The organism is Cupriavidus sp. GW822-FHT02D05 (genome assembly GCF_058802485.1).
Window position 1 is genome coordinate 59,967 of sequence record NZ_JBXAOE010000030.1, and the last position, 24,684, is coordinate 84,650.

Below are 24,684 nucleotides of genomic sequence, written 5' to 3' on the forward strand. Positions count from 1 at the left end.
CCACTGCAAACGCAGTCATGCGGGTTGTGCAAGTCATTGATTGGAAAGGAAACCCGCCCTGGCCGGCCGGCTGCCCGGTCGGGAATCCATATTCAGGCGGGGTCATCGTTATGAGTTTTCATGCGAGGCCGTCAGGGAATACCCGCGCCTAGCCGGCCCGGGGTTGTTGCGACGGCGCTTGCGCAATGTCCTCGGACTCCAGGGCAGCCACGGTATCGGGGTCCTGCGTGGCGCCAAGCTCGCCTTCCCATTTGGCAACGACGGCCGTGGCGATGCTGTTGCCGATGACGTTGGTGGCGGTGCGGCCCATGTCGAGGAACTGGTCGATGCCCAGGATCAGCAGCAGGCCAGCTTCCGGCAGGTTGAACATCGGCAGGGTTGCCGCCACTACCACGATGGAGGCACGGGGCACGCCGGCGATGCCTTTGCTGGTGACCATCAGCACCAGCAGCATGGTGATCTGCTGGGTCAGGCTCATCTCGATGTTGTAGGCCTGGGCGATGAACAGCGCGGCAAATGCCTGGTACATCATCGAGCCGTCGAGGTTGAACGAGTAGCCCAGCGGCAGCACGAAGCCGGTCACCTTGTTGGGCACCCCGAACTTCTCCATCTGCTCCATGGTCTTGGGGTAGGCCGCCTCGCTGCTGGCGGTGGAGAACGCCAGGATCGTCGGCTCGCGGATCAGCTTGAGCAGCGTAAACACCCGCCCACCCAGGAACAGGTAGCCCGCCGCGGTCAGCACCAGCCACAGCACCAGCAAGCCCAGGTAGAAGCCGCCGATGAACTTGCCGTAGGTAAACAGCACGCCAATGCCCTGCACCGTGATGGCGGCGGCTACGGCGGCAAACACGCCGAGCGGCGCGAAGCGCATCACAAAGTCGGTGACGCGCAGCATGATCGCCACCAGTTCCTCGATCGACGCCACCAGGTGATGGCCCACCTTGCCCTTGAACGACGCAATGGCAAAGCCAAAGAACAGCGAGAACACCAGGATCTGCAGGATCTCGTTCTGCGCCATCGCCTCGAACACGCTCTTGGGGAAGACGTGCGTGATGAAGTCCTTCAGGTTCAGCGTGGAGGTCTTGAGGTTGGTGGCCGTGCCGATTTCGGGCAGTGGCAGGTTCAGTGCATGCCCGGGCTGCAGCAGGTCCACGAAGAACATGCCGAGCAGCAGCGATATCAGCGACGCGGTGATGAACCAGCCGAGCGCCTTGATGCCGATGCGGCCCACGGCGCTGGCGTCTTTCATGCCCGCGATGCCCGCCACCAGCGTGCCGAACACCAGCGGCGCGATGATCATCTTGATCAGCCGCAGGAAGACGTCAGTGACAATGGAGAAGTAGCCGGCGATCTCCTTGGCCATTGCCGCATCGGGCACGAAGCGGTTGCAGAGGTAGCCGGTGACGATGCCCAGGACCATGGCGATCATGATCCGGGTTGTGAGCTTGTTTGCCTTCATGATGCGTTGTCTCCAGGGGTTGCGGCCAGATCCTGGTCTGACCGTCGGTATCGGGGCAGGGCGGGGCCGGTGGCGCCGTGCCTGGCGCCGGACGCGCCTTGCCCCCCGGATCAGCGTGCGCGGGGCGCCAAGCTCAGCGGGGTTGGCTGCGTCAGCACTTCCGGGCGCAGGATCTGGTCCAGTTCCTCCCGGGTCAGCAAGCCCTTTTGCAGCACGATCTCGTACACGCTGCCGCCGGTGGCATGAGCCTCCTGCGCCACGGCGGTGGCGTTGGCATAGCCGATGTACGGGTTCAGGGCCGTCACGATGCCGATGGAGTTCTCGACCGTGGCCCGCAGGCGCTCTTCGTTGGCGGTGATGCCGTTGACGCAGCGCTCGGCCAGCGTCAGGCAGCCGTTGCGCAGATGGCTCACGCTCTTGAACAGGCTGTGCGCGATGATCGGCTCGAAGGCATTGAGTTGCAGCTGGCCGGCTTCGGCCGCGAAGCTGACCGTGATGTCGTTGCCGATGACCTCGAACGCGATCTGGTTGACCACCTCCGGGATGACGGGATTCACCTTGCCGGGCATGATGCTGGACCCTGCCTGCATGGCCGGCAGGTTGATCTCGCCCAGCCCGGCGCGCGGGCCGCTGGACAGCAGCCGCAGGTCGTTGCAGGTCTTGGAGAGCTTGACCGCCACGCGCTTGAGCACGCCGGAGAGCTGCACAAAGGCGCCGCAATCCTGCGTGGCCTCGATCAGGTTCGGCGCGGTCATCAGCGGAATGCCGGTGATCTCCTTGAGCCGCTTGAGGATCAGCGGCGCGTAGTCCGGGTGCGCGGTGATGCCGGTGCCGATGGCGGTGGCGCCCATGTTGATCTCGCAGATCAGCAGGGCGGCCTCGCGCAGCCGCTCCTCGTCCTCGCCGAGCATCACGGCGTAGGTGCTGAACTCCTGGCCCAGCGTCATGGGCACGGCGTCCTGCAACTGGGTGCGGCCCATCTTCAGGACATGCCTGAACTCTTCGGCCTTGCGCTCGAAGGCGCGCCGCAGCACGCCCATGGCATCCACCAGGCCCAGGATGCCGAACCAGGTGGCGATCTTGAGGGCGGACGGGTAGACGTCGTTGGTGCTCTGGCCAATGTTGACCTGCTCGTTCGGGTGCAGGTACTGGTACTCGCCCTTGTTGTGCCCCATCAGTTCGAGCGCGCGGTTGGCGATGACCTCGTTGGCGTTCATGTTGGTCGAGGTGCCGGCGCCGCCCTGGATCACGTCGACGACAAACTGATCGTGCAGCTTGCCGCCAAGCAGTTCCGCGCAGGCGGCGACGATGGCGTCGCAGCGGGGCTCGTCGAGCAGGCCCAGTTCGTGGTTGGCCAGCGCGGCTGCCTGCTTGATGTACGCCAGGGCCCTGATGAGCTCAGGGTAGATGGAGATGGGGGTGCCGGTGATCGGGAAGTTCTCTACCGCGCGCAGGGTGTGCACACCGTAGTAGACATCGGCCGGGACCTCGCGATCGCCCAGGAGGTCATGTTCGGTTCTAAAGGTGCCAGCGGTCATTGCATTGCTCCTCGCAAATTGTCATCAGGGAGGAGTTGACTCTAGGTAATCCGCCGGCAGGTAGCGACCATGATGCGAATTTCTCATGGCGCGGCGCGAAATACTCATGCGGCACCGGCGCTATCGGCAAGGCGCCAGGGGCGGCTGGAGCGCGGCGGGCGCAGGCCTCGCGGGGTGATGATTTTTCCGCATACTTCGCCGCGAATTTTGCATCGCCCTATCAGGGCTTATACGGATACGGGCGCTTTTTGGTTGCCGTATCATCGCCCGCTCATCACCTGTCATCACCATTTGGCGGGCACTTACCCAGCGCCTGATATCCAACGCATGGAGAACACCATGAAGCGTTTTGCACGTCTTAATACCCTCAGCGCCTTGCTGCTTGCCGCCAGCCTGACCACCGGCGTTGCCCATGCCCAGCTTGCTCCCTCCGCCCCTGCCGCCGGCGCGCCGACACAGGCCAGCGAAGCCCGCAAGGCCAATATCGTGATCATCGGCACCGGTGGCACCATTGCCGGCGCGGGCGCCGCCGCCACCAATACCGCCGCCTACCAGTCGGCCGTGGTGCCGGTGGACAAGATCATCGCCTCGGTGCCGGAGATCTCCAAGATCGCCAACGTCAAGGGCGAGCAGGTTTTCCAGATCGGCTCGGAGAGCTTCAACAACGAGCGCCTGCTCAAGCTTGGCAAGCGCGTCTCGGAACTGCTCAAGCAGCCGGACGTGGACGGCATCGTGATCACCCACGGCACCGACACCATCGAGGAAACCACCTACTTCCTCAACCTCACGCTCAAGAGCGACAAGCCGGTCGTGGTGGTGGGATCGATGCGTCCGGGCACGGCGCTGGGCGCGGACGGCGCGCTTAACCTGTACGACGCGGTGCTGGTGGCGTCCAGCCCGGAGTCCAGAGGCAAGGGCACGCTGGCGGTGCTGAACGACGAGATCCACACTGGGCGCGACGTCACCAAGTCCAACACCTTCAAGATCGAGACCTTCCGCTCGCCGTTTGGCCCGCTGGGCTACGTGGTGGAGGGCCGCACGCTGTACTACCGCCTGCCGGCGCGCCCGCATACCCTGCAAACCGAATGGGACATCGACAAGATCGACAAGCTGCCTGAAGTGGCCGTGGTGTACGCCTACGGCAACGTCAATCCGGCCAGCATCGATGCCGCGGTGAAGAACGGCGCCAAGGCGATCGTCTACGCCGCCACCGGCAATGGCAGCGTGGGCGACTACATGGTCGAGCCGCTCAAGGCCGCCCGCGCCAAGGGCGTGCAGATCGTGCGTGCCTCGCGCACCGGCAGCGGCGTGGTGGTCCGCAACGCCGAGCAGCCAGACGACAAGTACGACTGGCTGGTGACCGACGACCAGCTGCCGCAGAAGGCCCGCATCCTGATGGCGCTGGCACTGACCAAGACCAACGACACCAAGGAACTGCAGAAGATCTTCTGGAAGTACTGAGCGAGCACTGAGCGAGCACCAGTCGAGTACTCGGCGCCTTGCGCTTGTCCGCGCGAGGCCGGGGAGGGATGTTGCAATTTCGGAATAATGTGGCGCAAAATTTGCATGGTGCTATCGGGCTTCCACCGATTTGTGCAGCACCGCGCTGCCGTATGATGTGCCATAGACAGCGCGTCCCCCCCTGATGTTGAGTACATTCCATTATGGAAACCAAGTGGCTTGAAGACTTCCTGTGCTTGGCTGAAACGCGCAGTTTTTCGCGCGCGGCTGCCGACCGGCATATCACCCAGTCGGCGTTCAGCCGGCGCATCATGGCCCTTGAGGAGTGGCTTGGCGTCAGCCTGGTTGACCGCAGCGTGCATCCGGCAACGCTGACCACGGCAGGCTGGCTGTTCCGCCGGCTGGCCGCCGACCTGTTGCGTGACGCTTACGCCGCACGCGCGCTGCTGAGCAGCCGCCAGCCCCTTGCCGAGAGCGACAAGGTCATCCGCTTCTCGGTGGCGCACACCCTGGTCTTTACCTTCTTCCCGTCCTGGCTCAAGTACCTGCACGGGCGTTTCGGCTCGTTGAGCGCCTGCGTGCATGCGGTGAATGTGCCGGAGGGCGTGCAGCAACTGGTGGATGACGATTGCGACATCCTGCTGGGCTACCATCATCAGCAACTGCCGATCCTGCTTGACCCGAACGGCTTCCCGTTCCTGATGCTGGGCGTCGAGCGGATCCTGCCGTTCTCGGCGCCGGACAAGCACGGGCAGCCGATCTTCCGGCTGCCGGGCACGAGCGCCAAGCCCTTGCCCTTCATGGCCTATTCATCCGGCGCGTTCCTTGGCAACGTGGTCGAGATGATCCTGCTCAATGCGCCGGAGCCCTACGGGCTGCAGCGCTGCTTCGAGACCCATATGTCGGAGGCCCTGAAGGCCATGGTCGTGGCCGGGCACGGGGTGGGCTGGTTGCCGGAGAGCTGCGTCAGCGACGAGCTGAAAGAGGGCAAGCTGGTGGTGGCGGGGCCGGCCTCGTGGGCAACCAGCCTCGATATCCGCCTGTACCGCTCGGCGGCCAGCCCGAAGCCGCTGGTCGATGAGCTGTGGTCCTTTATCAGCCATGTGCGGGACCCGCAATTGATGCTGATGGGCAAGGCCGCTGAATCGAGCGACTGCGGGATGCTGTAAGGCTGGGTCCCGGGCCGCGGTGGTTGGCGGCCCGGGCGGATACGTTGGCGATTGGCCGGGGGATCTATCGTCGGTCGATCAGCCAGCCGATCAGCACGCCGACAGCAGCGGCCACGCCGATGGCCGTCCACGGGCTTTCATGCACATAGTCGTCCGCGACGCGCGCCGTGTGGCGGCTCTTTTCCACGACGACGTATTGCACATCGGCGATTTTCTTCTTTGCCTTCTTCAGGCGTTCCTGCACCTTGCCCGGCGCATCCGCGGCCGGCGTGCCGGGGGCATGGGTGGCATTGGTGGCAGGCACCAACAGGCTATCGACTTCGCGCAGGGCGCTACCGGTATTCGACATTTCCTTCTCCTCGTTGAATGGCTAACGCAATGAAAGACCTGATGGCGTAAATAGGTCCGGCTCATTGGGTTTAGCTAGCATAAGGAACATCCGGTGCGTAAATAAGAGCCAATCAGGATTAGTTGATGGAACCGCCTCCCGGCGGTCCACGCAGGCCTGTGCGCTGCTCGCGCCCGTAGATCAGCCGAGATCCAGGCAGAGGTATTTCATCTCCAGGTACTCGTCGATGCCGTAGCTGGAGCCTTCGCGGCCGAGGCCGGATTGCTTGACGCCGCCGAACGGCGCCACCTCATTGGAGATCAGCCCCGTATTGATGCCGACCATGCCGTACTCCAGCGCCTCGGCCACGCGCCACACACGGGCCATGTCTTTGGAGAAGAAGTAAGCGGCAAGACCGGACTCGGTGTCGTTGGCCATGGCGATGACTTCCTGGTCGTCCTTGAAGCGGAACAACGGTGCCAACGGGCCGAACGTTTCCTCGCGCGCGACGCGCATGGCAGCGGTGACGTCAGCCACCACCGTGGGCTCGAAGAAGGTGCCGCCAAGCGCATGGCGCTTGCCGCCGGCCAGCACCCGTGCGCCTTGGGCGAGCGCATCGGCGATATGGCTTTCCACCTTGGCGACGGCGTCGGCGTCGATCAGCGGCCCTTGCGTGACGCCGCTGTCGATGCCGTGCCCGGGACGCAGGGCGCTCACCGCGCGCACCAGCCGGCTGGCCATCTCGTCGTACACGGCGTCGTGCACATAGATGCGGTTGGCGCAGACGCAGGTCTGGCCGCTGTTGCGGAATTTCGAAGCCAGGATGCCGTCCACGGCGCGGTCGAGATCGGCGTCCTCGAACACGATCAGCGGCGCATTGCCGCCGAGTTCGAGCGAGAGCTTCTTGACCGTGCCGGCGCATTGCGCCATCAGCAGTTTGCCGATGGCGGTGGAGCCGGTGAAACTCAGCTTGCGCACCACCGGGCTCTCGCACAAAACGCCGCCGATCTGGACCGGGTCGCCGGTGACGACCTGCAGCACGCCACGGGGCACGCCGGCTTCTTCGGCCAGCGCGGCCAGCGCCAGCGCGGTCAGCGGGGTTTGTTCGGCGGGCTTCACGATCATGGTGCAGCCCGCGGCCAGCGCCGGGCCGGCCTTGCGCGTGATCATGGCGGCGGGGAAGTTCCACGGCGTGATCGCCGCGCACACACCCACCGGCTGGCGCAGCACCAGCATCTTCTGGCCGGCGCGCGGGCTGGACAGTACGTCGCCGTCCACCCGCTTGGCTTCTTCGCCGAACCATTCGAGGAAGGAGGCCGCGTAGGCGACTTCGCCACGTGCTTCGGCCAGCGGCTTGCCTTGCTCGGCGGTCATCAGTTGCGCCAGGTCTTCCTGGTGCGCCAGCATCAGGTCGGCCCAGCGGCGCAGTACCGCGGCGCGGGCCTTGCCGGTCAGGTCGCGCCAGGCCGGCAGCGCGCGCGCGGCGGCCTCCACGGCTTGCCGGGTTTCGGCGGCGCCGCAGCCCGGGACGGTGCCGACCACGTCGTGGGTGGCCGGGTTGTGCACCACCAATACGGCGCCGCTGGCGGCGCCGGTCCATTCGCCATCGATCAGGCAGGCGCTGCGCAGCAACTCGGGTCGTTGCAATGTCAAGGTGTCTCCCATGGTGTCTGCCTTTATGCGGCGATGCCGGCCAGCACCTTCGTCAGCACCACCAGTGCGGCGTCGAACTGGGCTTGCGGGATGGTCAGGGGGTAGAGAAAGCGGATGGTGTTGCCGTACGTGCCGCAGGTCAGCAGGATCAGCCCGGCCTCCATGGCGCGCAGCTGCACCCGCTTGGCCAGTTCAGCGCTGGGCTGCCCGCTGGCCGGGTCGTGGAACTCCACCGCGACCATGGAGCCAAGCCCGCGGATGTCGGCGATGCCCGGGCAGGTCTGGCTGGCTTCCTGCAACGCGGCCTTCAGTTGCTCGCCAAGCGTGGTGGCGCGCTCGCAAAGGCGCTCTTGCTCGATGGTCTCGATCACCGCGTGGGCGGCGGCCACCGCCAGCGGGTTGCCGGCGTAGGTGCCACCCAGGCCGCCGGGCAGCGGCGCGTCCATGATGCTGGCGCGGCCGCAAACGGCCGACAGCGGCATGCCGCCCGCCAGGCTCTTGGCCATGGTGATGAGGTCGGGCGCCACCGGGTAGTGCGACATGGCAAAGAGCTTGCCGGTGCGGCCGAAACCGGTCTGCACCTCATCGGCGATCAGCAGGATGCCGTGCTTGTCGCACAGTGCGCGCAGCGTTTGCATGAAGTCCACCGGCGCCGGGTGGAAGCCGCCTTCGCCCTGGACCGGCTCGATGATGATGGCCGCCACGCGCTGCGGGTCGATATCTGTCTTGAACAGCGACTCCAGCGCCTGGATGGATTGCTCGGTGCTCACGCCATGCAGCTCGCACGGGAACGGTGCGTGATAGATGTCGGACGGGAACGGCCCGAACCCGACCTTGTAAGGCGCCACCTTGCCGGTCAGTGCCATGCCAAGCAGGGTGCGGCCATGAAAGCCGCCCGAGAACGCAATGACGCCAGGGCGCCCGGTATGCGCGCGGGCGATCTTGACCGCGTTTTCCACGGCCTCGGCGCCGGTGGTGAACAGGGCGGTCTTCTTCAGGCCATCGATCGGCACCAGGGCGTTGATGCGCTCGGCCAGCGCCACGTAGCTCTCGTAGGGCACGATCTGGTACGCGGTATGCGTGAAGCGCTCGAGCTGCGCGATTACTGCCTGCATCACGCGCGGATGGCAGTGACCGGTATTGAGCACGGCAATGCCGCAGGCAAAGTCGGTGTACTGGCGGCCTTCCACATCCCAGAGCGTGGCGTTTTCCGCGCGGTCTGCATAGAAGTCGCACATCACGCCGACACCGCGGGGGGTGGCAAGGGCGCGGCGCTGATTCAGTTCGAGGTTCTTCATGGGCTCTCCGTGGTGCTTGATATGGCCTGGGCGGCGCTTGCCGGCCGGACTCGGTTTTCGCGGGTTGTCGCTGGCTGTCGATCGATCGCGATCGCAACGATGCAGTGCATTTCAACTTCCTTTGGCACTACAATCCAGTACCGCATTCACATATCTGATGGTGCCAATTGAGATCGATCTGTGGCGACCTGCTGCTTCAGCGCCTGGGTCCGGACGGTCCCGCAGCCCTTGCGAAACCGTTGAACCGCAGTCTTTACGAGTGCATCCGCGGCGCCATCCTCGATGGCAGCCTGGGGCCCCAGACCCGTCTGCCGCCATCGCGTGACCTTGCATCCGAGCTGGGCATGTCGAGAAATACCGTGATGTTTGCGTACGAGCAGTTGCTGGCCGAGGGCTATGTGCACGCCCGTACCGGCAGCGGCACCTTCGTGGCGGCCACCGCGCCGGAGGCCTATCTCAATGCCAAGGCCAGTCAGGCCAGCAGCGCGCAGGACCGGGCCATGCCAGGCTTGTCGCCGCGCGGCGTGGAACTGCTGGCCAATGCCTCGGCGTCGCCATCGCAGTGGGGCGCCTTCATGCCGGGCGTGCCGGATGTGACGCGTTTCCCGCACCGGCGCTATGCGCAGATCGCTGCCCGCCTGTGGTGCAATCCGCCGCCCGAGCGGCTCAGCTATTGCCATGGCGGTGGCTTGCCCGCCTTGCGTGAAGCCGTGGCGGCGCACTTGCGGGTGGCGCGATCGGTGCAATGCGACGCCGCCCAGGTGCTGATCACCGAAGGCATTCACCAGGGCATCGACCTGCTGGTCCGGATGCTTGGCATGTCCGGCGAGCACGCCTGGGTGGAGGAACCCAGCTACTGGGGGATTCGCGGCTTGCTGCAGATGAACGGCATCCACATGATGCCGATCCCGGTCGATGAGGAGGGGCTGACGATACCGGCGGGGAAGGACGCGGGCCTGCCGCCGCGCTTTATCTTTGTCACGCCATCGCACCAGTATCCGCTCGGCGCCGTCATGAGCCTGACGCGGCGGCGCGCGCTGCTCGAATACGCCCGGCGCCAGGGCAGCTGGATCGTCGAGGACGACTACGACAGCGAGTTCCGCTTCTCCGGCCAGCCAATCCCGTCGCTGCAAGGCATGGAACCGGACGCGCCGGTGATCTATATCGGCACATTCAGCAAGACGCTGTTCCCCGGGCTGCGCATGGGCTACATGGTCTTGCCGCGCGCGCTGGCCGGCGCCTTCCAGACCGCGCATTCCGAGCTGTACCGCGCCGGCCACCTGATGACGCAAGCCACCGTGGCCGAGTTCATGCAGGCGGGCGACTATGCCGCGCATATCCGCCGCATGCGGCTGCTGTACGGCCGCCGCCGCGCCATCCTGGCAGGATTGATCGAGCGTTATCTGGGACCCGAAGCGCTGCACCGGTACGGCAGCAATGCCGGCTTGCACTTGGTACTCTGCCTGCCGGACAGCGCGGATGATGTGGCCATTGCGGACGAAGCCGGGCGCCGGGGCATCCTGGTGCGGCCGCTGTCGCGGTATTTTCTGGGCGGTGCGGTGCAGAGGGGGCTGTTGCTCGGGTATGCGTGCGTACCGGAGGAGCAGATAGGGCCGGCGTTCGAGGTATTGCTGGGTTGCTTGCGGGACGTGCGGCTGCTGGCGCACTGAGCGAGACGAGGAGGCTGGCCCCCGGTTCGGTCCCTGATGTCACGGCTTGCGCCGCTGGCCGACGGACGCCGTTTTTTGAGCAGGAAGACCTTTGCGCAAGGTATCATTCGTTCCCGGTTAGCCTCCGGTTAGCATCTGGCTCACGCGCTGGCGTAGCGCAAGTACGGCGCACGCCACTCCCCGAGCCAAGGATGTTCCGGTTGCGTCTCGTCAGGATTTTTTTGTGATCCCGGCGCGGTTTCAACGATACGGCCTGTTCAGCGGTTGCCTGGTTGCCTGGTGGCCGGGTTCGCCGCCAGGCCGCACGGATGTGGCCACCACCGGGTTTTGCCGCCCATACAAAGTGACGGAGCGCCGGCCACCGCCGAAGGCCGCTCCGCTCGACGCGCGGCGCATGAAGGCTTCCTGCATGCGCCGCAATTCATAGCCTGCTTGTCGCCAGAACTGGCGCCCGCCGGTTCGCATGCTTGCGAACCACCAGATGAAAGTTTCCTGATGTTTGGATTTCTCCGTAGCTACTTCTCCAACGATCTCGCGATCGACCTCGGCACCGCCAACACCCTGATCTACATGCGCGACAAGGGCATCGTCCTCGATGAGCCCTCGGTGGTCGCGATTCGCCAGCAGGGCGGCCCCAATCCCAGGAAGACCATCGAGGCGGTGGGCAAGGAAGCCAAGCAGATGCTGGGCAAGGTGCCTGGAAACATCGAGGCCATCCGCCCGATGAAAGATGGCGTGATCGCCGACTTCCGGGTCACCGAGCAGATGCTCAAGCAGTTCATCAAGATGGTGCACGACACCAAGCTGCTGCGGCCGTCACCCCGCATGATCATCTGCGTGCCGTGCGGCTCGACCCAGGTCGAGCGCCGCGCCATCCGCGAATCCGCGCTGGCCGCCGGCGCCAGCCAGGTCTACCTGATCGAGGAGCCCATGGCGGCCGCGCTCGGCGCGGGGCTGCCGGTGTCGGAGCCGTCCGGCTCGATGGTGGTGGATGTCGGCGGCGGCACCACCGAGGTCGGCGTGATCTCGCTGGGCGGCATGGTCTACAAGGGTTCCATCCGCGTGGGCGGGGACAGGTTCGACGAGGCCATCGTCAACTACATCCGGCGCAACTACGGCATGTTGATTGGCGAGCAGACCGCCGAGGCCATCAAGAAGACCATCGGCTCGGCGTTCCCGGGCTCCGAAGTCCGCGAAATGGAAGTCAAGGGCCGCAACCTGTCCGAAGGCATCCCGCGCGCGTTCACGGTGTCGTCCAACGAAATCCTGGAAGCGCTGACCGAGCCACTCAATCAGATCGTGTCGGCGGTCAAGATCGCGCTGGAGCAGACCCCGCCGGAACTTGGCGCCGATATTGCCGAGCGCGGCATGATGCTCACCGGTGGCGGCGCGCTGCTGAGCGACCTGGATCGCCTGCTGGCCGAGGAAACCGGCTTGCCGGTCCTGGTGGCCGATGACCCGCTGACCTGCGTGGTGCGGGGCGCGGGCATGGCGCTCGAACGCATGGACAAGCTCGGCAGCTTCTTCTCCTACGAGTAACGGCTCGCAGGTCGCAACGAAGAAGGCTGCTGACAAACCTGAAGCACCAGCCGAAGCCGCGGAGCGGGCCAAAGCCGCGCGCCATGACGACGGCTGTCTCTCCCTCGCCCCTCAGGGGGAGAGGGCCGGGGAGAGGGGTGGCTTAGCTAGGAGCCACTAGAAGCGAAGCCCGTGGTGTTTTCCAGCACGCAGGCGTAATGGGCGCCCGCCCTCTCCCCCAACCGCTCTCCCGCAGGCGGGGGAGGGGAGCACGGCAACGCAGTCCCGGCGCTTCGAACGTGCCGATAGCACTAGCACCCGCGCCATTGCGCAACCGCGCTCAATCTCCCAATGCCACTCCCTCGCGGCGCGGGTCGGCGCCGCCGGCCCAGGCCCACGTGCCATCGGGGCGCTGGCGGCGCATGATGGCCTGCGTGCCGCTGGTCATCTCGATCTGCGCGACCTCATGCCCACGGTCTTTCAGGCCTTGCACCAGGGCCGGGCTGACCAGGCCGGCTTCCAGTTCCGTTGGCCCGTTGCGGCTGCCGAAGTTGGGCATGTTGATGGCCGCCTGCACGTCCATGTTCCAGTCCAGCAGGCCCACCAGCGTCTTGGACACGTACTCGATGATCTGCGAGCCGCCGGGCGAACCCACGGTTGCGACCAGCTTGCCGCTGTCGCGCTCGAACACCAGCGTGGGCGCCATCGACGAGCGCGGGCGCTTGCCGGGCTGCACGCGGTTGGCGACGGGCTTGCCGTTCTCGCTCGGCACGAAGGAGAAGTCGGTGAGCTGGTTGTTCAGCACGAAGCCGCGCACCATCAGGTGCGAGCCGAAATAGCTCTCGACGGTGGTGGTCATGGAAATCGCGCCGCCGGTGTCATCCACCGCGACGATCTGCGAGGTGGACACGCGCGGTGGCGAGCGGTCCGGCGCCAGCGCGACGGTGACTCCGGGTGGCACGCCGGCCTCCGCCTTGTCCATGCTTTCCTCGCCGATCAGGCTAGCGCGGCTTGCCAGGTAGTCACGGCTCAGCAGCCCCGCCACATTGACTGGCACGAAATCCGAGTCTGCCACATAGAGGCCGCGGTCCGCATAGGCCAGGCGCCCGGCCTCGGAAATGGCGTGCACGGCGTCGATGCCCGGCTCGACACCGGCAGGCGTTGCGACCTGTTTCGGCTTGAGCGCGGCGAGCGCGTATTTCGGGTTCCTGGCTTCCAGCGCTTGCAAGGAGCCGAGCATCTGCGCGATCGCGATGCCGCCTGACGAAGGCGGCGGCATGCCGCAGATTTTCCAGCGCTTGTAGTCGCTGCAAATGGGCGCGCGCTCCTTGGCGCGGTAGTCCTTCAGGTCAGCCAGCGAGAGCGAGCCCGGGTTGGCGCTGCCGTTGACCTGCTTGACGATCTCGCTGGCAATCGGGCCGGTATAGAGCACGTTTGGCCCGCGGTGCGCGATCTCGCGCAGCGTCTTGGCCAGCGCCGGATTCTTCAGCATGGTGCCGACCGGCCTGGGCTTGCCGTCCGGCGTCAGGAAGTAGGCTGCCATCTCGGGCGAGGCCGGGAGGAACTTGTCGGCGGCGATCTGCGTATAAAGGCGCGGCGAAATCGGGAACCCCTGCTCTGCCAGCGCGATGGCCGGCTCGAACAGCTTGGCCCAGGGCAGCTTGCCATGCTGGCGGTGCGCCAGTTCCAGCGCGCGCAGCACGCCGGGGGTGCCCACCGAGCGCCCGCCGATCTGCCCTTCGCTGAAGCTCATGGGTTTGCCGTCGGGGCGCATGAAGAGATTCTCGCCGGCGCCGGCGGGCGCGGTCTCGCGGCCGTCATAAGCCTGCACGCGCTTGCCGTCCCAGTACATGATGAAGGCGCCGCCGCCGATGCCGGTGGCCTGCGGCTCAACCAGCGTCAGCACAGCCTGCATGGCAACGGCCGCATCGATGGCCGTGCCGCCCGCGCGCAGGATCTTGCGGCCGGCTTCGGTGGCCAGGGGATTGGCGGCCGCGGCCATGTGCTTGTCGGCGTAAGTGGTCGTCATGCCCGGCCGGTAGCCGGACGAGACTTCCGGTGCCGCGGGCAGGGCAGTTGACGTGGGAGCGGTTGTGGCCGGCGGTGTCGAGGACACCCCGGTCTGCGTCGAGCATGCGCTTAGCAGGGCGAGCGCCAACGCCAGCGGGCTGCCCCGGCGTATCAATGAAAACTGCTGAGTGGTCATTTCATTATTCTCCTGAAAGGAAAGGCATTCTAGAAATCGATGCTTGCCCCCTCGGGGGTGGCAGAGCTGCGTATGGCCTCGATGGCTTCGAGCCGGCGCCTTGCCTCCTCCGGGAAGCGGGCAATGAGGGCGGCAATCAAGGTCTCGCATTGCGCCAGCGCGGGTACCTTGGTATCGAACGGCGAGCCGGTCTGCACAAAGCTGCTTAGCGTGGCTGTGGCGAAGCCGGCAATCGGCGACTTCCACTCGTCGGTAAACAGGATGATTCTGGCGCCCTGGCGATGCGCCGCGGCGGCAAAGTCGATGACGCTTTTCTGATAGCGGCGGTAGTCGAAAACGACCAGCGCATCGTTTGGCCCGATGTCGACCAGTACCTCGTTCGCCCGCTCCAGGGCAGGCTCGACGAGACGGACCTTGGGCCGGATATGCGTCAGGTGCGACGCGAGCCGCGAGGCCAGGAACAAGCTCGATCGTCCGCCGGTGCAGAACACGGCGGACCGCGCATTGCCAAGCAACTCGACGGCGGTGTTGAAGTCCTCCGGCGAAGCGTGCTGCGCCACGCGCTCGACCGACATCGCCAGGCTTGCCAGCGAACCCTTCTGGAAGTCTTCTCCGAGTGCTGTGTCGCCCAGCGCGCCGAGCCGGGAGAGCGGCGAATTCATTGCCTCGTCAACCTCTGCCAGGAGTGCTCGCTGAAATGACGGGTAACCGTCGAATCCCAGCTTCACGACCAGCCGGTACACCGTCGGATCGCTGACCCCGGCTTGCCCCGCGAGGTTCGAGATGGAGGTCAGCGCGGCACTTGGGTAGCTGGCGAGCAGCGTTTCCACTACCTTCAGCTCTGACGTGGTGAAGCCGGCGGCCTGGTCTGTCAGCATCTCCCTGATTGATAACCTGGCCAAGCCGCTCTCCGAAAAGGGACTGCCCGGTCACTATGCGGTGCGGCAGTATGACGTAATGAACATTACATAACGTGAAACAAATCGGAGAATATCATTTGGGTCGCTCGGCAAAAACCGCGTAGAAACCCTCGGTTTCTCCCGACGGACGCGGCGTGTATTGTTTGTCAGTGAAGCACCCGGCTCAGCCCTTAGGTTTTTTTGTAGCGTATGTTACAAAGAGCCGAACGCATCATGATGTCAGTAGCCAAGAGTCGGGGCTCAACGAGCAGAGGGAGCGAAGACTTTGAAAGAGACGCCACTGATCGACTGGCTTCTCGGGCGCAGTCACTGGGCGCAACCCGACCGATCGGGCCTCCCCTTGAACCGGCAGTTGTTCGACGACATCCGCGGTGCGATCCTTGCTGGCCAGTTGTCGGCCGGTACGCGCCTGCCGCCGACCCGCGAGGTTGCCAAAGGCCTGAGCATCGCCCGCAACACGGTCCTGTATGCGTATGAGCGCCTCACCGAAGAGGGCTATACGCTGACACAGGGCGGCAGTGGCACCTACGTCGGCAAGGCACCGCCCGATCCCGCGCTGCGCGAGCGCGTGCTCGACTTGAGCCAGGCGAGTGAGATCGCGCCGCCGCGCGAGGCATCGCGCCTGTCCGCAAGAGCCCGCGAGCTGCTCGATGGCGCCGGCGCATCGGACCGGCAGGTGGGCTCGTTCGTGCTAGGCATTCCGGATGTCAGGCAGTTTCCGCGCGCGACATGGCAGCGCCTGATCACCCAGGTCTGGAAAACCGCCTGCCAGGAACAACTGGGCTATGGGACGCGGCATGGCTGTCCGCCGCTCAAGCGCGCGCTGGCGCAATACCTGGCGCTCGCACGCGGCGTCGACTGCTCGCCCGAGCAGATCGTGGTGACGCAGGGCAGCCACCAGGCCATCGATCTGTGCGCCCGCTTGCTCGCCGATCCGGGCGATGTGGTGTGGGTGGAAGACCCGGGCTACTGGGGCGCGCGCAGCGTGTTTCGCGCCGCAGGCCTGAAGGTCGAGGCGGTGCCGGTCGACGCGCAGGGCATGCAGCCCCCCGTTGCGCCGCAGACCGCGCCCAAGCTCATCTTCGTCACCCCGTCGCACCAGTACCCCAGCGGCGTGGTAATGAGCCTGGCACGCCGACGTTTGCTCACGGAGCTGGCGCATCGCTACGGCGCCTGGATCATCGAGGACGACTACGACAGCGAGTTCCGCTACCACGGCGCGCCCCAGCCGTCGCTGCAGGGCCTCGATCCCCATCGCAACACCATCTACGTGGGCAGCTTTTCCAAGGTGCTGTACCCCGGCCTGCGGCTCGGCTTCCTGATCCTGCCGCCGTCACTGGTGGATGCCTTCGCCGTAGCGCACTCCGAGTTGTATCGCGGCGGGCAGTTGCAGATCCAGACCGCGCTGGCGCTGTTTATCGCGGACGGGCACTACGCCGCCCATATCCGGCGCATGCGCAAGATCTATGGCGAGCGCCAGGCGCTTCTCACCCAGGCATTGCAGCGCCGGCTTGACGGCGAGATCGATATCGTCGGCACCGATACCGGGCTGCATCTGACCGTCCTGCTGCGCCGCGCGGACGATCACCGGGTATCGCGCGCCGCGCTTGCCCACGGGATCGTGGCGCGCCCGCTGTCGTCCTACTACGCGGATCCCCGGCGCTCGCGCAACGGCCTGGTGCTGGGCTACGGCGGGGTCAGCGAGGAGGAGATCGGGCCTGCGGTGGCCAAGCTGGCGTTGGCCATCGAGTCGGTCAGCAGCGCCTGATGCAGGCGTCAGGAGAGTCTGCCCGGAATGGGGAAGGCGCCGGCCTGAACGTCACCTCATTCCACCCAGGCTGGGAAGTATCCCAGTGACGTCTGTACCGGCCCATCGTGCGCCGGAACCACGACAATATCCGGATGCCTGCCCGCCAGCGCGCGAATCTGATCCACGGCATCCTGGGTTTGTTCAATGTCGCCATCCACCAACCAACGTGCTGCCCAGAACTTCGGGCTGCCAAGCTTCAATGCCTTCGCATTCCAGACTGCATCGCCCACCAGGAAGTACTGTGCACCGGAGTCGACAGAGATGAACATGCCGATCGAACCGGGGGTATGACCGAGAAGAGGAACGAGCACGACCGTGCCGTCTCCATAGAGATCCCGGCTGTTCGCGAACCCTTTGTATGACACCGGTTCGAATGCCAAGCTTTTCCATTTGATCGATTGCGCGCTGACTTGCGAGGGCCAGCTGCCGCCGACGCCAGCGGAAGGGCGCCTGATCACCGACAGCTCCGCGGGATGCACCAGCACCGTGGCATTCGGGAAGTCGCTAATGCCGCTGGCATGATCCCAGTGACTGTGGCTCAGGATAATCGTTTGAACGGGTTCCATGCCGGCGCGCAATAGCTGGTCGATCACCGGGGTCACCGGATTCTCGTACTTGAAAAACAGGCTTTGCCACCAAGGCATATCTTGCCGATATTGATCGGCCACCTTCGAGCCCAGCCCTGCGTCGAACAGCAGCGTGTCAGTGCCGTGTTTCACCAGGAACGCGGAGAAGTTACTGCTCACCTTGCGCGTGAAGCTCCCGCCGGAGTAGACCAAGGCCTCGGTAACGGATAGCTCCGCGGTTCTGATGATCGCAAAAGCTACCTTGGGTTGGCCCGAAGTCGATGGGCTGCCTGGTGCCGAGCCATTGTCGGCGATGGCGGGCATGGCAATAGCAGACAGCAGTAGAAGAACAAGCATACGAAACATGGCGTCACCTTTGTCGATGGTTCCGGGATCCTGTGGAGTGCATCCCACGCGCACCTTAAACCTTGGTGTAGACTCCAAGGTCAAGACAAATCAGGGACGTCGCGTTTGACGGGGGCCACAGGTGAACATCAGCGAGTTGGCGAAGGCAGTTGGCACGACTACAGATACCCTGCGTCACTACGAAAAGGTGGGACTGTTGGCGCCGCCCGCTCGGCTGGGCAATGGCTATCGTTCATACGACACCCAGGCCGTTCGGCACATTCAATTCATCCGTAGCGCGCAAACGCTCGGGTTCTCGCTTGCCGAGATTCGGGAAATCATCCCGCAATTGATTGGCGGCAGGTTTGGCCGGGCCGAGATAGAGCAACGCTTGAGCGCCAAGATCGGACAAATCGATGCCCATATCAAGGCGCTTCAGTCCTTGAGAAAGGAGTTGGTCGCAACGGCCAACTCCTTATCTTGTCCTCCGGGGGCTCCGGTCACCATGGCATCCGCGACTAAAGTTCCCGTGATCCATAAGGACAAGTTGCATACGGAGAAGAGAATCTCACCGCGCCCCGGCAAGCGATGACACCGTCGGACAAGGCGCGTTCTCCTTGACTCTCGCGATGAACTTCTCGATGGTTCTCATGTTCCGACCACACGACCCACCATCAGCGGTCGCGGTAGTGGTCGTGGTGTTGAGGGCAAGGAAGTGCACGCGCGTTGCCGGGTGCTGCAGGCCGGCCGGGACGTCAATATCCGGCGTGGCTTCAGCGTGCCAGCGCACGCTGGCGGATGTCCTCGAAATCCGCCGGCGGGGCGTGCCGCGTCAAGCGCGGGCCGGCCTGCGATACCTGCGCGGGCAGATCGCGCCGGAGCAGCTGGCGCAGGGTGGCGGCAGCGCCGAGCAAGCCGGGCAGGTCCATGCCCGTGTCATAGCCCATGCAGTCGAACAGATGCACCATGTCCTCGGTGGCGACGTTGCCGGTGGCGCCGGGCGCGTAGGGGCAGCCGCCGATGCCGCCAAGCGACGTGTCGAAGCGGCGGATGCCGGCTTGCACGGCAGCCACCGCATTGACCAGCCCCATGCCGCGCGTGTTGTGGAAATGGGCGGTGAATTCGAGCTTGGGAAAGCGTGCCTGCACGGCCTCGCACAGGGCCTGCACCTGGTTGGGGTACGCCATGCCGGTGGTGTCGCACAGCGTGATGCCGTGCACGCCCAGCCCGGCAAAGCGGGCGACCCATCCAAGGACAGCTTCCGCCGCGATCTCGCCTTCCATCGGGCAGCCGAATACGCAGGACAGCGAGACGTTCACCCGCACGCCGCGTTGCATGCCGAGCGCGATCACGTCCTGCAACTGGCCCAACGATTGCTCTTGCGTCATGCGCAGGTTGGCCAGGTTGTGGGTCGCGCTCACCGACATGACGAGGTTGAACTCCTCGGTGGCGGACTCCAGCGCGCGCTGCGCGCCGCGCACGTTCGGCACCAGCGCGGTGTACACCACGCCGGGCGCGCGCCGGATACGGTGCATGACCGCCTCGGCATCCTTGAGCGCCGGGATGGCCTTGGGCGACGTGAACGACGTGACTTCGATCTTGGCGAAGCCCAGCCCGCTCAGCGCATCGAGCAGGGCGACCTTGTCATCCGTCTCGATGAAATCGCACTCCATCTGGAAACCGTCGCGGGTCGCCACTTCATTGAACTCCAGGCGGATGCCTTGGCCGTGATGCATGCTTGCGCTCCTTTTGCGGGTTGCGGATGACGCGCCGGGCAGCCACCGGCGGCTTGATCCTGGTTGTGTTTGCCAAGCCGTGGTGCCGCCGTCACGGGTCGGGCCGTCCCCGCCACTCTATGGGCGCGGCGCCGTCGGCGGAATTGCGATCTCCACAATCCGGCTTCGCAAAACGCGAAGGACCCGCGCTAGAATGCGCCAATGACCTGGCCCCTCAATCCCGCCCGAGTAGATTTCGTGACGCTGCGCTTGTTCTGCGCGGTCGTGCAGACCGGCAGCATCACGCAAGGCGCGGCTGCCTGCCACCTGGCCTTGTCGGCGGCTAGCCGGCGCTTGTCGGATTTCGAGGAAACCACGGGCTTCCAGTTGCTGGAGCGTACGTCCAAGGGGGTGACGCTCACGCCCGTGGGCCATATGGCCATGCAGCATGCCATGCGCCTGTTCCAGGGTTTCGAGCGCTTCAGCGCGGAGCTGCAGGACCATTCACGCGGCTTGCTGGGCCATGTGCGGCTGTGGGCCAACATGTCCGCCCTGACGGAGTTCCTGCCCGCCAGGCTCGCCACCTTCCTGGCGCAGCATGCGGGGGTTCATGTGGAAGTCGAGGAACAACTCAGCGGCGATATCGCCCGCGCGCTGGTGGACGGCCTGGCGGATATCGGCGTGTTCTCGGAAGGCACGCCCACGGATGGCCTGGACATCAGCGATTTCCAGACCGACACGCTGGTGCTGCTGTGCTCGCGCCGCCATCCCCTTGCGCGCAAGCGGCGCGTCGATTTTGCGAGCTGCCTGGAGTACGACATGGTCGGGCTCAATCGCGGCAGTGCGTTGCTGGAGTTGACCTCGCGCGCGGCGGAGCAGGCCGGGCGGCCGCTTCGGCTTCGTATCCAGGTCCGCAGCTTCGACGCGATGTGCCAGATGATTGCGGCCGACCTTGGCGTAGGCGTCCTGCCGCAAGCCGTGTGCCGCGCCCAGGCCAAGGCGCTGGGGCTGCATATGGTCGGCTTGTCGGACGCTTGGGCCAGCCGGCGGCTTCTGCTGGCAACGCGCTCGGGCGTGCCCTTATCAACCGCCGCGCGGCTTCTCGGGGAGCATCTGCGGCAGGCTGGTCTGCCCTGACCGGATCCCCGCCGGGCAGGCCTATTCCACCTTGGCGCCAGACTCCTTGATGATCTGGCCCCAGCGCGTGGCCTCGCTCTTCATGTAGGCCGTGTATTGCTGGGGCGTGCCGCCAAGAATGTCGGATCCCTGGGCGATCAGCTTGGCGCGCACCGCCTCATCTTTCAATGTCCTGTCGGTCGCCTCCCGCAGTTGCTTGACGATGGGCTCCGGCGTTCCTTTGGGCACCAGGATGCCCTGCCACGCGCCCATTTCCAGCGAGCTCATGCCGCTCGCTTCCTTGATCGTCGGGATCTCCGGCAGCAGCGTCGAGCGCTTGGCGCTGGTGATGGCCAGGGCTTTCAGCTTGCCGCCCTTGATCAGCGGCTGGGCGTCGCTCAGCGGCAGGAACATGAACTGCGTCGAGCCCGCGATCAGGTCGGTGATCGCCGGCGCGCTGCCCTTGTAGGCGACATGGGTCACCTGGATGCCGGTTTCCTTGGCAAAGAGCGCGCCGCCGAGATGGAGCAAGGCGCCAGCACCGGATGACGCGTAGTTCAGCTTGCCGGGGTTTGCCTTGGCGTAGGCCACCAGTTCATGCACGTTCTTCACCGGCAGGCCTGGCGTGGTGACCAGGACCAGCGGCACGATGGCGGTGAGCGAGACCGGCACGAAATCCGCGAACGTATCGAATTGCACGTTCTGGTACAGCGCCGGGGCCAGCACCACGGCGGAGGTGCTGTAGAAGATGGTGTAGCCATCGGCCGTGGCGCGCTTGGCCTCCGTTGCCGCGATGTTGCCGCCGGCGCCGGGCTTGTTGTCCGGCACGACGGACGTGGACAGCTGCTTGCCGAGGCCCTGCGCGACGATGCGCGCGTTGATGTCGGCCGAGCCCCCGGGCGGGAAGCCCACGATCATCCGGATCGGCTTGCCGGGATAGGTGTCCGAGGCCAGCGCGGGCGTGGCCGCGATGGCGGGCAAAACAATGGCTGCCGCCAGCAATGCATGGGCGAGTTTGTGCATGGTGTCTCCTTTTTATTTTGAAAGCGGATTCGGGCGAAGCGAGGAGGCTGGCTATGGCTGGTTGGACAGCAGCCAGCCAAGCGCGTCCTGGATCGTGGGGTTGTCCTGGATGGGATGCGCATCCAGCGCCGCGGCCGTGGCCTTGAAGCGCGCTTCGACACCGGGCAGGACCAGTGAGGGAAGCCCGGCGCGTGCAAGTTCCTTTTGCGCTTCCAGCACCTCGTGCGTGCGGCGCTTGGCATGGATGGTGTGGGTGCGGACCAGCATGTCGATAAAGCCGGCCAGCGGTGCTTCATCGATGTCGCGCAGCACGCCATAGAGCTTGTCGCGCACGCCTTGCTTCTCGGCGGCCATCAGCAGCTCCACGGACAGGGCTTCCATGCCCTTGGTGAAGACGCTGCGCAGGATCTTCAGCGAGATCGCATCACCGGCCACGCCGCCTTCCACGGCTTCGGCCTTGCCGCCGGCCGCGTTGACCAGCTTGCAGAATTCGGCTGCGGATGCGCCGGCGCACAGCAGCGGGGTGCGATGCAGCGACAGCGAGATGGCGCCCATCACGGCCACGTCGACATACGCGAGCCCGGCTGCGGATGCCGCGGCGGTGGCCTCGCGTTTGTCCTCGGGGCTGGCGGTCGTCAGGTCCGCGTAGCTTGCGCCTGCTTTCATGTGCGCATGGCAGTTGCCCGCCACGGCCAGCGCAGCCGATCCGAATACGCAGGACAAGACCCAGTCGGCCGAGGCGAGCCAGGGGCCGATTGCCGCATGGACGGGAAGGCCCCGGGCGGTGGCGAGTGCCTTGCCCGCGGGGGAGAGGTGGGTGTCGCAGAGGTGGAGCTGCACGCCCGGCAGGCTTGCCAGGGCGGTGGCGTAGCAACGGCCGACTTCCCCCAGGCCAATGATTGCGATGTTCAAGACTATCTCCTGGCTGATTTCGGCCAAGAGTACATAAAAAAAACAGTCTCAACAATCTGAAATAACTAACCTGCGGGTATACCTCTAAATTCTTGACCTATCTTGCGACTTTTTCGCGGGGTCACGTCAGATTTGTACTCAATTTGTTTTGTCGGCGGCTTCGTCGCCGGCGTCGGCATCGTGCTGCAACCCCGCCGGCGCCGAGTCCAGGCGGCGACTCATGAAGCGCTGGTTGGAGATATGGAGGTGGACCGACATAAGCTGCGCGGCCAGCTCGCCGTTGTGCAGCTCCATCGCCAGCACGATGTCCTGGTGATGATGCAGGCTGCGCCTGAGGTCATCGAGTTCATAGAGGAAGAACGAGCGGACGATGACCGGCATGTCGATCATCGTCTCCAGCATGGACTTCAGGCGGTTGGAGCCGGATGCCTCCAGCAGCAGGCGGTGAAAGGCGCTGTTCGCCGCCTGTATTTCCGCGATGGCGTCATCCCCTTTGGCGCCGGCTTCGATCACGGCCGCCATGCGCGCGTTGCAAGCCTTGAGCGCGGTGATGGTCTGCGCATCCGCCCGCTCGGCGGCAAGCCTGGCCGCGTACGGCTCCAGCAGCGAGCGCAGGCTGAACATCTCCTCGATGTCCCAGCGCGTCCAGCCCGCGACAAACACGCCGCGGCCGGTCTGCGCCACGGCCAGCCCGTCGTCGATCAGGCGCTTGAGCGCGGCCCGCACGGGCGTCCTGCTGACGCCCATTTCCTCGGCGATGTGTTCTTCCTTCAGCTGTGTGCCCGCCGTGTAGTGACCTGCCACGATGCGCTTTTTCAGCTGCTCGTAGGTCTGTTCGCTTCCTTTTTTCATAGCTGGCTTTGTTCTTTCCGGGGCGTGCCCATGCCGGGCGGCGCGCGATGTCCTCGGCGCGACGGGGATGCAATTTGCGCGCAAGCGTGCACACCATGCGCGGCGGCAATCGTATCAGACCGCATGTCGGTGCCGGAAAACGCCCTTGGAGGAGGCGGGCAGGAATGGCCGTCGTTTTGGTGAGGCGGTTGACGCACCTTTTGTTGCTTTATGTATTCAATTTGTATCCATCCTTGCTGCGCGCGGAGCGGATTCTGATTTTTTTGGCTGTATTTTCTTTGTCCAATCCTTTCCTTGCATATTATTGTACTTTTTTTGTATTATTCGGAGATCGCAAGCGCGCTGCAGGCGCGAGCGGGCAAGCAGGCGGCCGCAAGAGCCCCTCTACTTCAAGACACCAAAGGAAACGAAAGGAAAGCCATGATCATCTCCCCGGAACAGATCACGCGCCTGAAGGCGCTCGGCGCGGCCACGATTCACGAGGCGCAAGGGCAGAAGGGCGCGGTCGACGTTGGCCTCAAGCCGCTGGACCCCACCTTGCGCATGGCCGGGCCGGCTGTGACGGTGGACCTGCGTCCCAGCGACAACCTGATGATTCACTACGCGCTGACCAAGACCAGGCCGGGCGACGTGCTGGTGGTCGATGCCAAGGGCTTTCTCGAAGCCGGCCCATGGGGCGACCTGCTGACGCTCGCCGCGCAGAAGCTCGGCCTGGCCGGGCTTGTGGTCAACGGTTCGGTACGCGACGGCAACGCCATCATCGAGATGGGCTTCCCGGTTTTCTGCCGGGGGCTGTCGATCAAAGGCACCAACAAGCATCAGCCAGGCCGCGTGAACGTGCCGGTGAGCCTTGGCGACGTGCTGGTGAATCCCGGCGACATCATCGTGGGCGACCGCGACGGCCTGGTGGTGGTCGATGCAAACGAGGTAGACAGCGTGATTGCCAGGAGCGCCGACCGGGAGCTGAAGGAAGCGAAGATCCGCGAAGAGCTGGAGAAGGGCAAGACGATGGTCGAGCTGCTCGGGCTGGGGGATACGTTGCAGCGCTACGGGCTGGTTTGACGGCAGGTAGTGCCGCACGGCGGCAAGTATGCGGCAGCAACCCGGGGCAGCAAAGCGTCCCGG

Annotated in this window: 20 protein-coding genes; 8 read left to right on the top strand and 12 right to left on the bottom strand. The window is 65.1% G+C overall.

What is annotated here, in order from left to right; translation table 11 throughout:
• Positions 1 to 148 precede the first annotated feature (148 nt).
• On the bottom strand, positions 149 to 1,459 hold the full coding sequence (locus AC1RQK_RS31385; protein ID WP_492374535.1) for a dicarboxylate/amino acid:cation symporter: 1,311 nt from the start codon (positions 1,457 to 1,459) through the stop codon (positions 149 to 151).
• A 110-nt stretch (positions 1,460 to 1,569) separates the two neighbouring features.
• On the bottom strand, positions 1,570 to 2,997 hold the full coding sequence (gene aspA, locus AC1RQK_RS31390; RefSeq protein ID WP_492374536.1) for an aspartate ammonia-lyase: 1,428 nt from the start codon (positions 2,995 to 2,997) through the stop codon (positions 1,570 to 1,572).
• 339 nt (positions 2,998 to 3,336) lie between these two features.
• On the opposite strand from aspA, the gene AC1RQK_RS31395 reads away from it, so the two are divergent.
• Both AC1RQK_RS31395 and AC1RQK_RS31400 read left to right on the top strand, forming a co-directional pair.
• Complete coding sequence (locus tag AC1RQK_RS31395; protein ID WP_492374537.1) at positions 3,337 to 4,458, top strand: asparaginase; 1,122 nt, start codon at positions 3,337 to 3,339, stop codon at positions 4,456 to 4,458.
• A gap of 203 nt (positions 4,459 to 4,661) precedes the next feature.
• Positions 4,662 to 5,627 (top strand): LysR substrate-binding domain-containing protein, encoded by a 966-nt coding sequence (locus tag AC1RQK_RS31400; RefSeq protein WP_492374538.1) that lies wholly within the window; start codon positions 4,662 to 4,664, stop codon positions 5,625 to 5,627.
• Between the two features lie 64 nt (positions 5,628 to 5,691).
• Here the strand turns inward: AC1RQK_RS31400 and AC1RQK_RS31405 are convergent, their stop codons facing one another.
• The 3 genes from AC1RQK_RS31405 to AC1RQK_RS31415 all read right to left on the bottom strand — a co-directional run bounded on the left by AC1RQK_RS31405 (position 5,692) and on the right by AC1RQK_RS31415 (position 8,906).
• Positions 5,692 to 5,976 carry an ElaB/YgaM/YqjD family protein gene (locus AC1RQK_RS31405; protein ID WP_492374539.1) on the bottom strand — a complete coding sequence of 95 codons (285 nt, stop codon included), beginning with the start codon at positions 5,974 to 5,976 and terminating at the stop codon, positions 5,692 to 5,694.
• 180 nt (positions 5,977 to 6,156) lie between these two features.
• Positions 6,157 to 7,620, bottom strand: a complete 1,464-nt coding sequence (locus tag AC1RQK_RS31410; protein WP_492374540.1) for an NAD-dependent succinate-semialdehyde dehydrogenase — start codon at positions 7,618 to 7,620, stop codon at positions 6,157 to 6,159.
• Positions 7,621 to 7,631: 11 nt separating this feature from the next.
• Positions 7,632 to 8,906 carry a 4-aminobutyrate--2-oxoglutarate transaminase gene (locus AC1RQK_RS31415; RefSeq protein ID WP_492374541.1) on the bottom strand — a complete coding sequence of 425 codons (1,275 nt, stop codon included), beginning with the start codon at positions 8,904 to 8,906 and terminating at the stop codon, positions 7,632 to 7,634.
• A 167-nt stretch (positions 8,907 to 9,073) separates the two neighbouring features.
• Here AC1RQK_RS31415 and pdxR (AC1RQK_RS31420) point away from each other — a divergent pair, with 167 nt between their 5' ends.
• Complete coding sequence (gene pdxR, locus AC1RQK_RS31420) at positions 9,074 to 10,576, top strand: MocR-like pyridoxine biosynthesis transcription factor PdxR (RefSeq protein ID WP_492374542.1); 1,503 nt, start codon at positions 9,074 to 9,076, stop codon at positions 10,574 to 10,576.
• A gap of 495 nt (positions 10,577 to 11,071) precedes the next feature.
• The gene (locus AC1RQK_RS31425) at positions 11,072 to 12,115 is read left to right on the top strand and encodes a rod shape-determining protein (protein ID WP_492374543.1); all 1,044 of its coding nucleotides are present in this window, start codon (positions 11,072 to 11,074) and stop codon (positions 12,113 to 12,115) included.
• Positions 12,116 to 12,434: 319 nt separating this feature from the next.
• Here AC1RQK_RS31425 and ggt read toward each other — a convergent pair whose 3' ends face one another.
• Complete coding sequence (gene ggt, locus AC1RQK_RS31430) at positions 12,435 to 14,300, bottom strand: gamma-glutamyltransferase (RefSeq protein WP_492813253.1); 1,866 nt, start codon at positions 14,298 to 14,300, stop codon at positions 12,435 to 12,437.
• Between the two features lie 29 nt (positions 14,301 to 14,329).
• Positions 14,330 to 15,178 (bottom strand): MurR/RpiR family transcriptional regulator, encoded by an 849-nt coding sequence (locus AC1RQK_RS31435; protein WP_492813255.1) that lies wholly within the window; start codon positions 15,176 to 15,178, stop codon positions 14,330 to 14,332.
• 307 nt (positions 15,179 to 15,485) lie between these two features.
• On the opposite strand from AC1RQK_RS31435, the gene pdxR (AC1RQK_RS31440) reads away from it, so the two are divergent.
• A complete protein-coding gene (gene pdxR, locus AC1RQK_RS31440) occupies positions 15,486 to 16,988 on the top strand; it encodes a MocR-like pyridoxine biosynthesis transcription factor PdxR (RefSeq protein WP_492813257.1) in 1,503 nt (500 codons plus the stop codon).
• Between the two features lie 56 nt (positions 16,989 to 17,044).
• On the opposite strand, the gene AC1RQK_RS31445 is transcribed toward pdxR (AC1RQK_RS31440), so the two are convergent.
• Positions 17,045 to 17,962, bottom strand: a complete 918-nt coding sequence (locus AC1RQK_RS31445; RefSeq protein WP_492813259.1) for an MBL fold metallo-hydrolase — start codon at positions 17,960 to 17,962, stop codon at positions 17,045 to 17,047.
• Between the two features lie 121 nt (positions 17,963 to 18,083).
• Here AC1RQK_RS31445 and AC1RQK_RS31450 point away from each other — a divergent pair, with 121 nt between their 5' ends.
• Complete coding sequence (locus AC1RQK_RS31450; RefSeq protein ID WP_492375169.1) at positions 18,084 to 18,533, top strand: heavy metal-responsive transcriptional regulator; 450 nt, start codon at positions 18,084 to 18,086, stop codon at positions 18,531 to 18,533.
• Positions 18,534 to 18,714: 181 nt separating this feature from the next.
• Here the strand turns inward: AC1RQK_RS31450 and AC1RQK_RS31455 are convergent, their stop codons facing one another.
• Positions 18,715 to 19,677, bottom strand: a complete 963-nt coding sequence (locus AC1RQK_RS31455) for a hydroxymethylglutaryl-CoA lyase (protein ID WP_492813261.1) — start codon at positions 19,675 to 19,677, stop codon at positions 18,715 to 18,717.
• Positions 19,678 to 19,878: 201 nt separating this feature from the next.
• Between AC1RQK_RS31455 and AC1RQK_RS31460 the strand changes: the two genes are divergently transcribed.
• A complete protein-coding gene (locus AC1RQK_RS31460) occupies positions 19,879 to 20,793 on the top strand; it encodes a LysR family transcriptional regulator (RefSeq protein WP_492813263.1) in 915 nt (304 codons plus the stop codon).
• A 21-nt stretch (positions 20,794 to 20,814) separates the two neighbouring features.
• Here AC1RQK_RS31460 and AC1RQK_RS31465 read toward each other — a convergent pair whose 3' ends face one another.
• The 3 genes from AC1RQK_RS31465 to AC1RQK_RS31475 all read right to left on the bottom strand — a co-directional run bounded on the left by AC1RQK_RS31465 (position 20,815) and on the right by AC1RQK_RS31475 (position 23,559).
• On the bottom strand, positions 20,815 to 21,795 hold the full coding sequence (locus tag AC1RQK_RS31465; protein ID WP_492375166.1) for a Bug family tripartite tricarboxylate transporter substrate binding protein: 981 nt from the start codon (positions 21,793 to 21,795) through the stop codon (positions 20,815 to 20,817).
• A gap of 51 nt (positions 21,796 to 21,846) precedes the next feature.
• A complete protein-coding gene (locus tag AC1RQK_RS31470) occupies positions 21,847 to 22,707 on the bottom strand; it encodes an NAD(P)-dependent oxidoreductase (RefSeq protein WP_492813265.1) in 861 nt (286 codons plus the stop codon).
• Positions 22,708 to 22,845: 138 nt separating this feature from the next.
• Positions 22,846 to 23,559 carry a GntR family transcriptional regulator gene (locus AC1RQK_RS31475; protein ID WP_174425346.1) on the bottom strand — a complete coding sequence of 238 codons (714 nt, stop codon included), beginning with the start codon at positions 23,557 to 23,559 and terminating at the stop codon, positions 22,846 to 22,848.
• 420 nt (positions 23,560 to 23,979) lie between these two features.
• Here AC1RQK_RS31475 and AC1RQK_RS31480 point away from each other — a divergent pair, with 420 nt between their 5' ends.
• Positions 23,980 to 24,621, top strand: a complete 642-nt coding sequence (locus tag AC1RQK_RS31480; protein WP_492813267.1) for a 4-carboxy-4-hydroxy-2-oxoadipate aldolase/oxaloacetate decarboxylase — start codon at positions 23,980 to 23,982, stop codon at positions 24,619 to 24,621.
• The last annotated feature ends 63 nt before the right edge of the window (positions 24,622 to 24,684 follow it).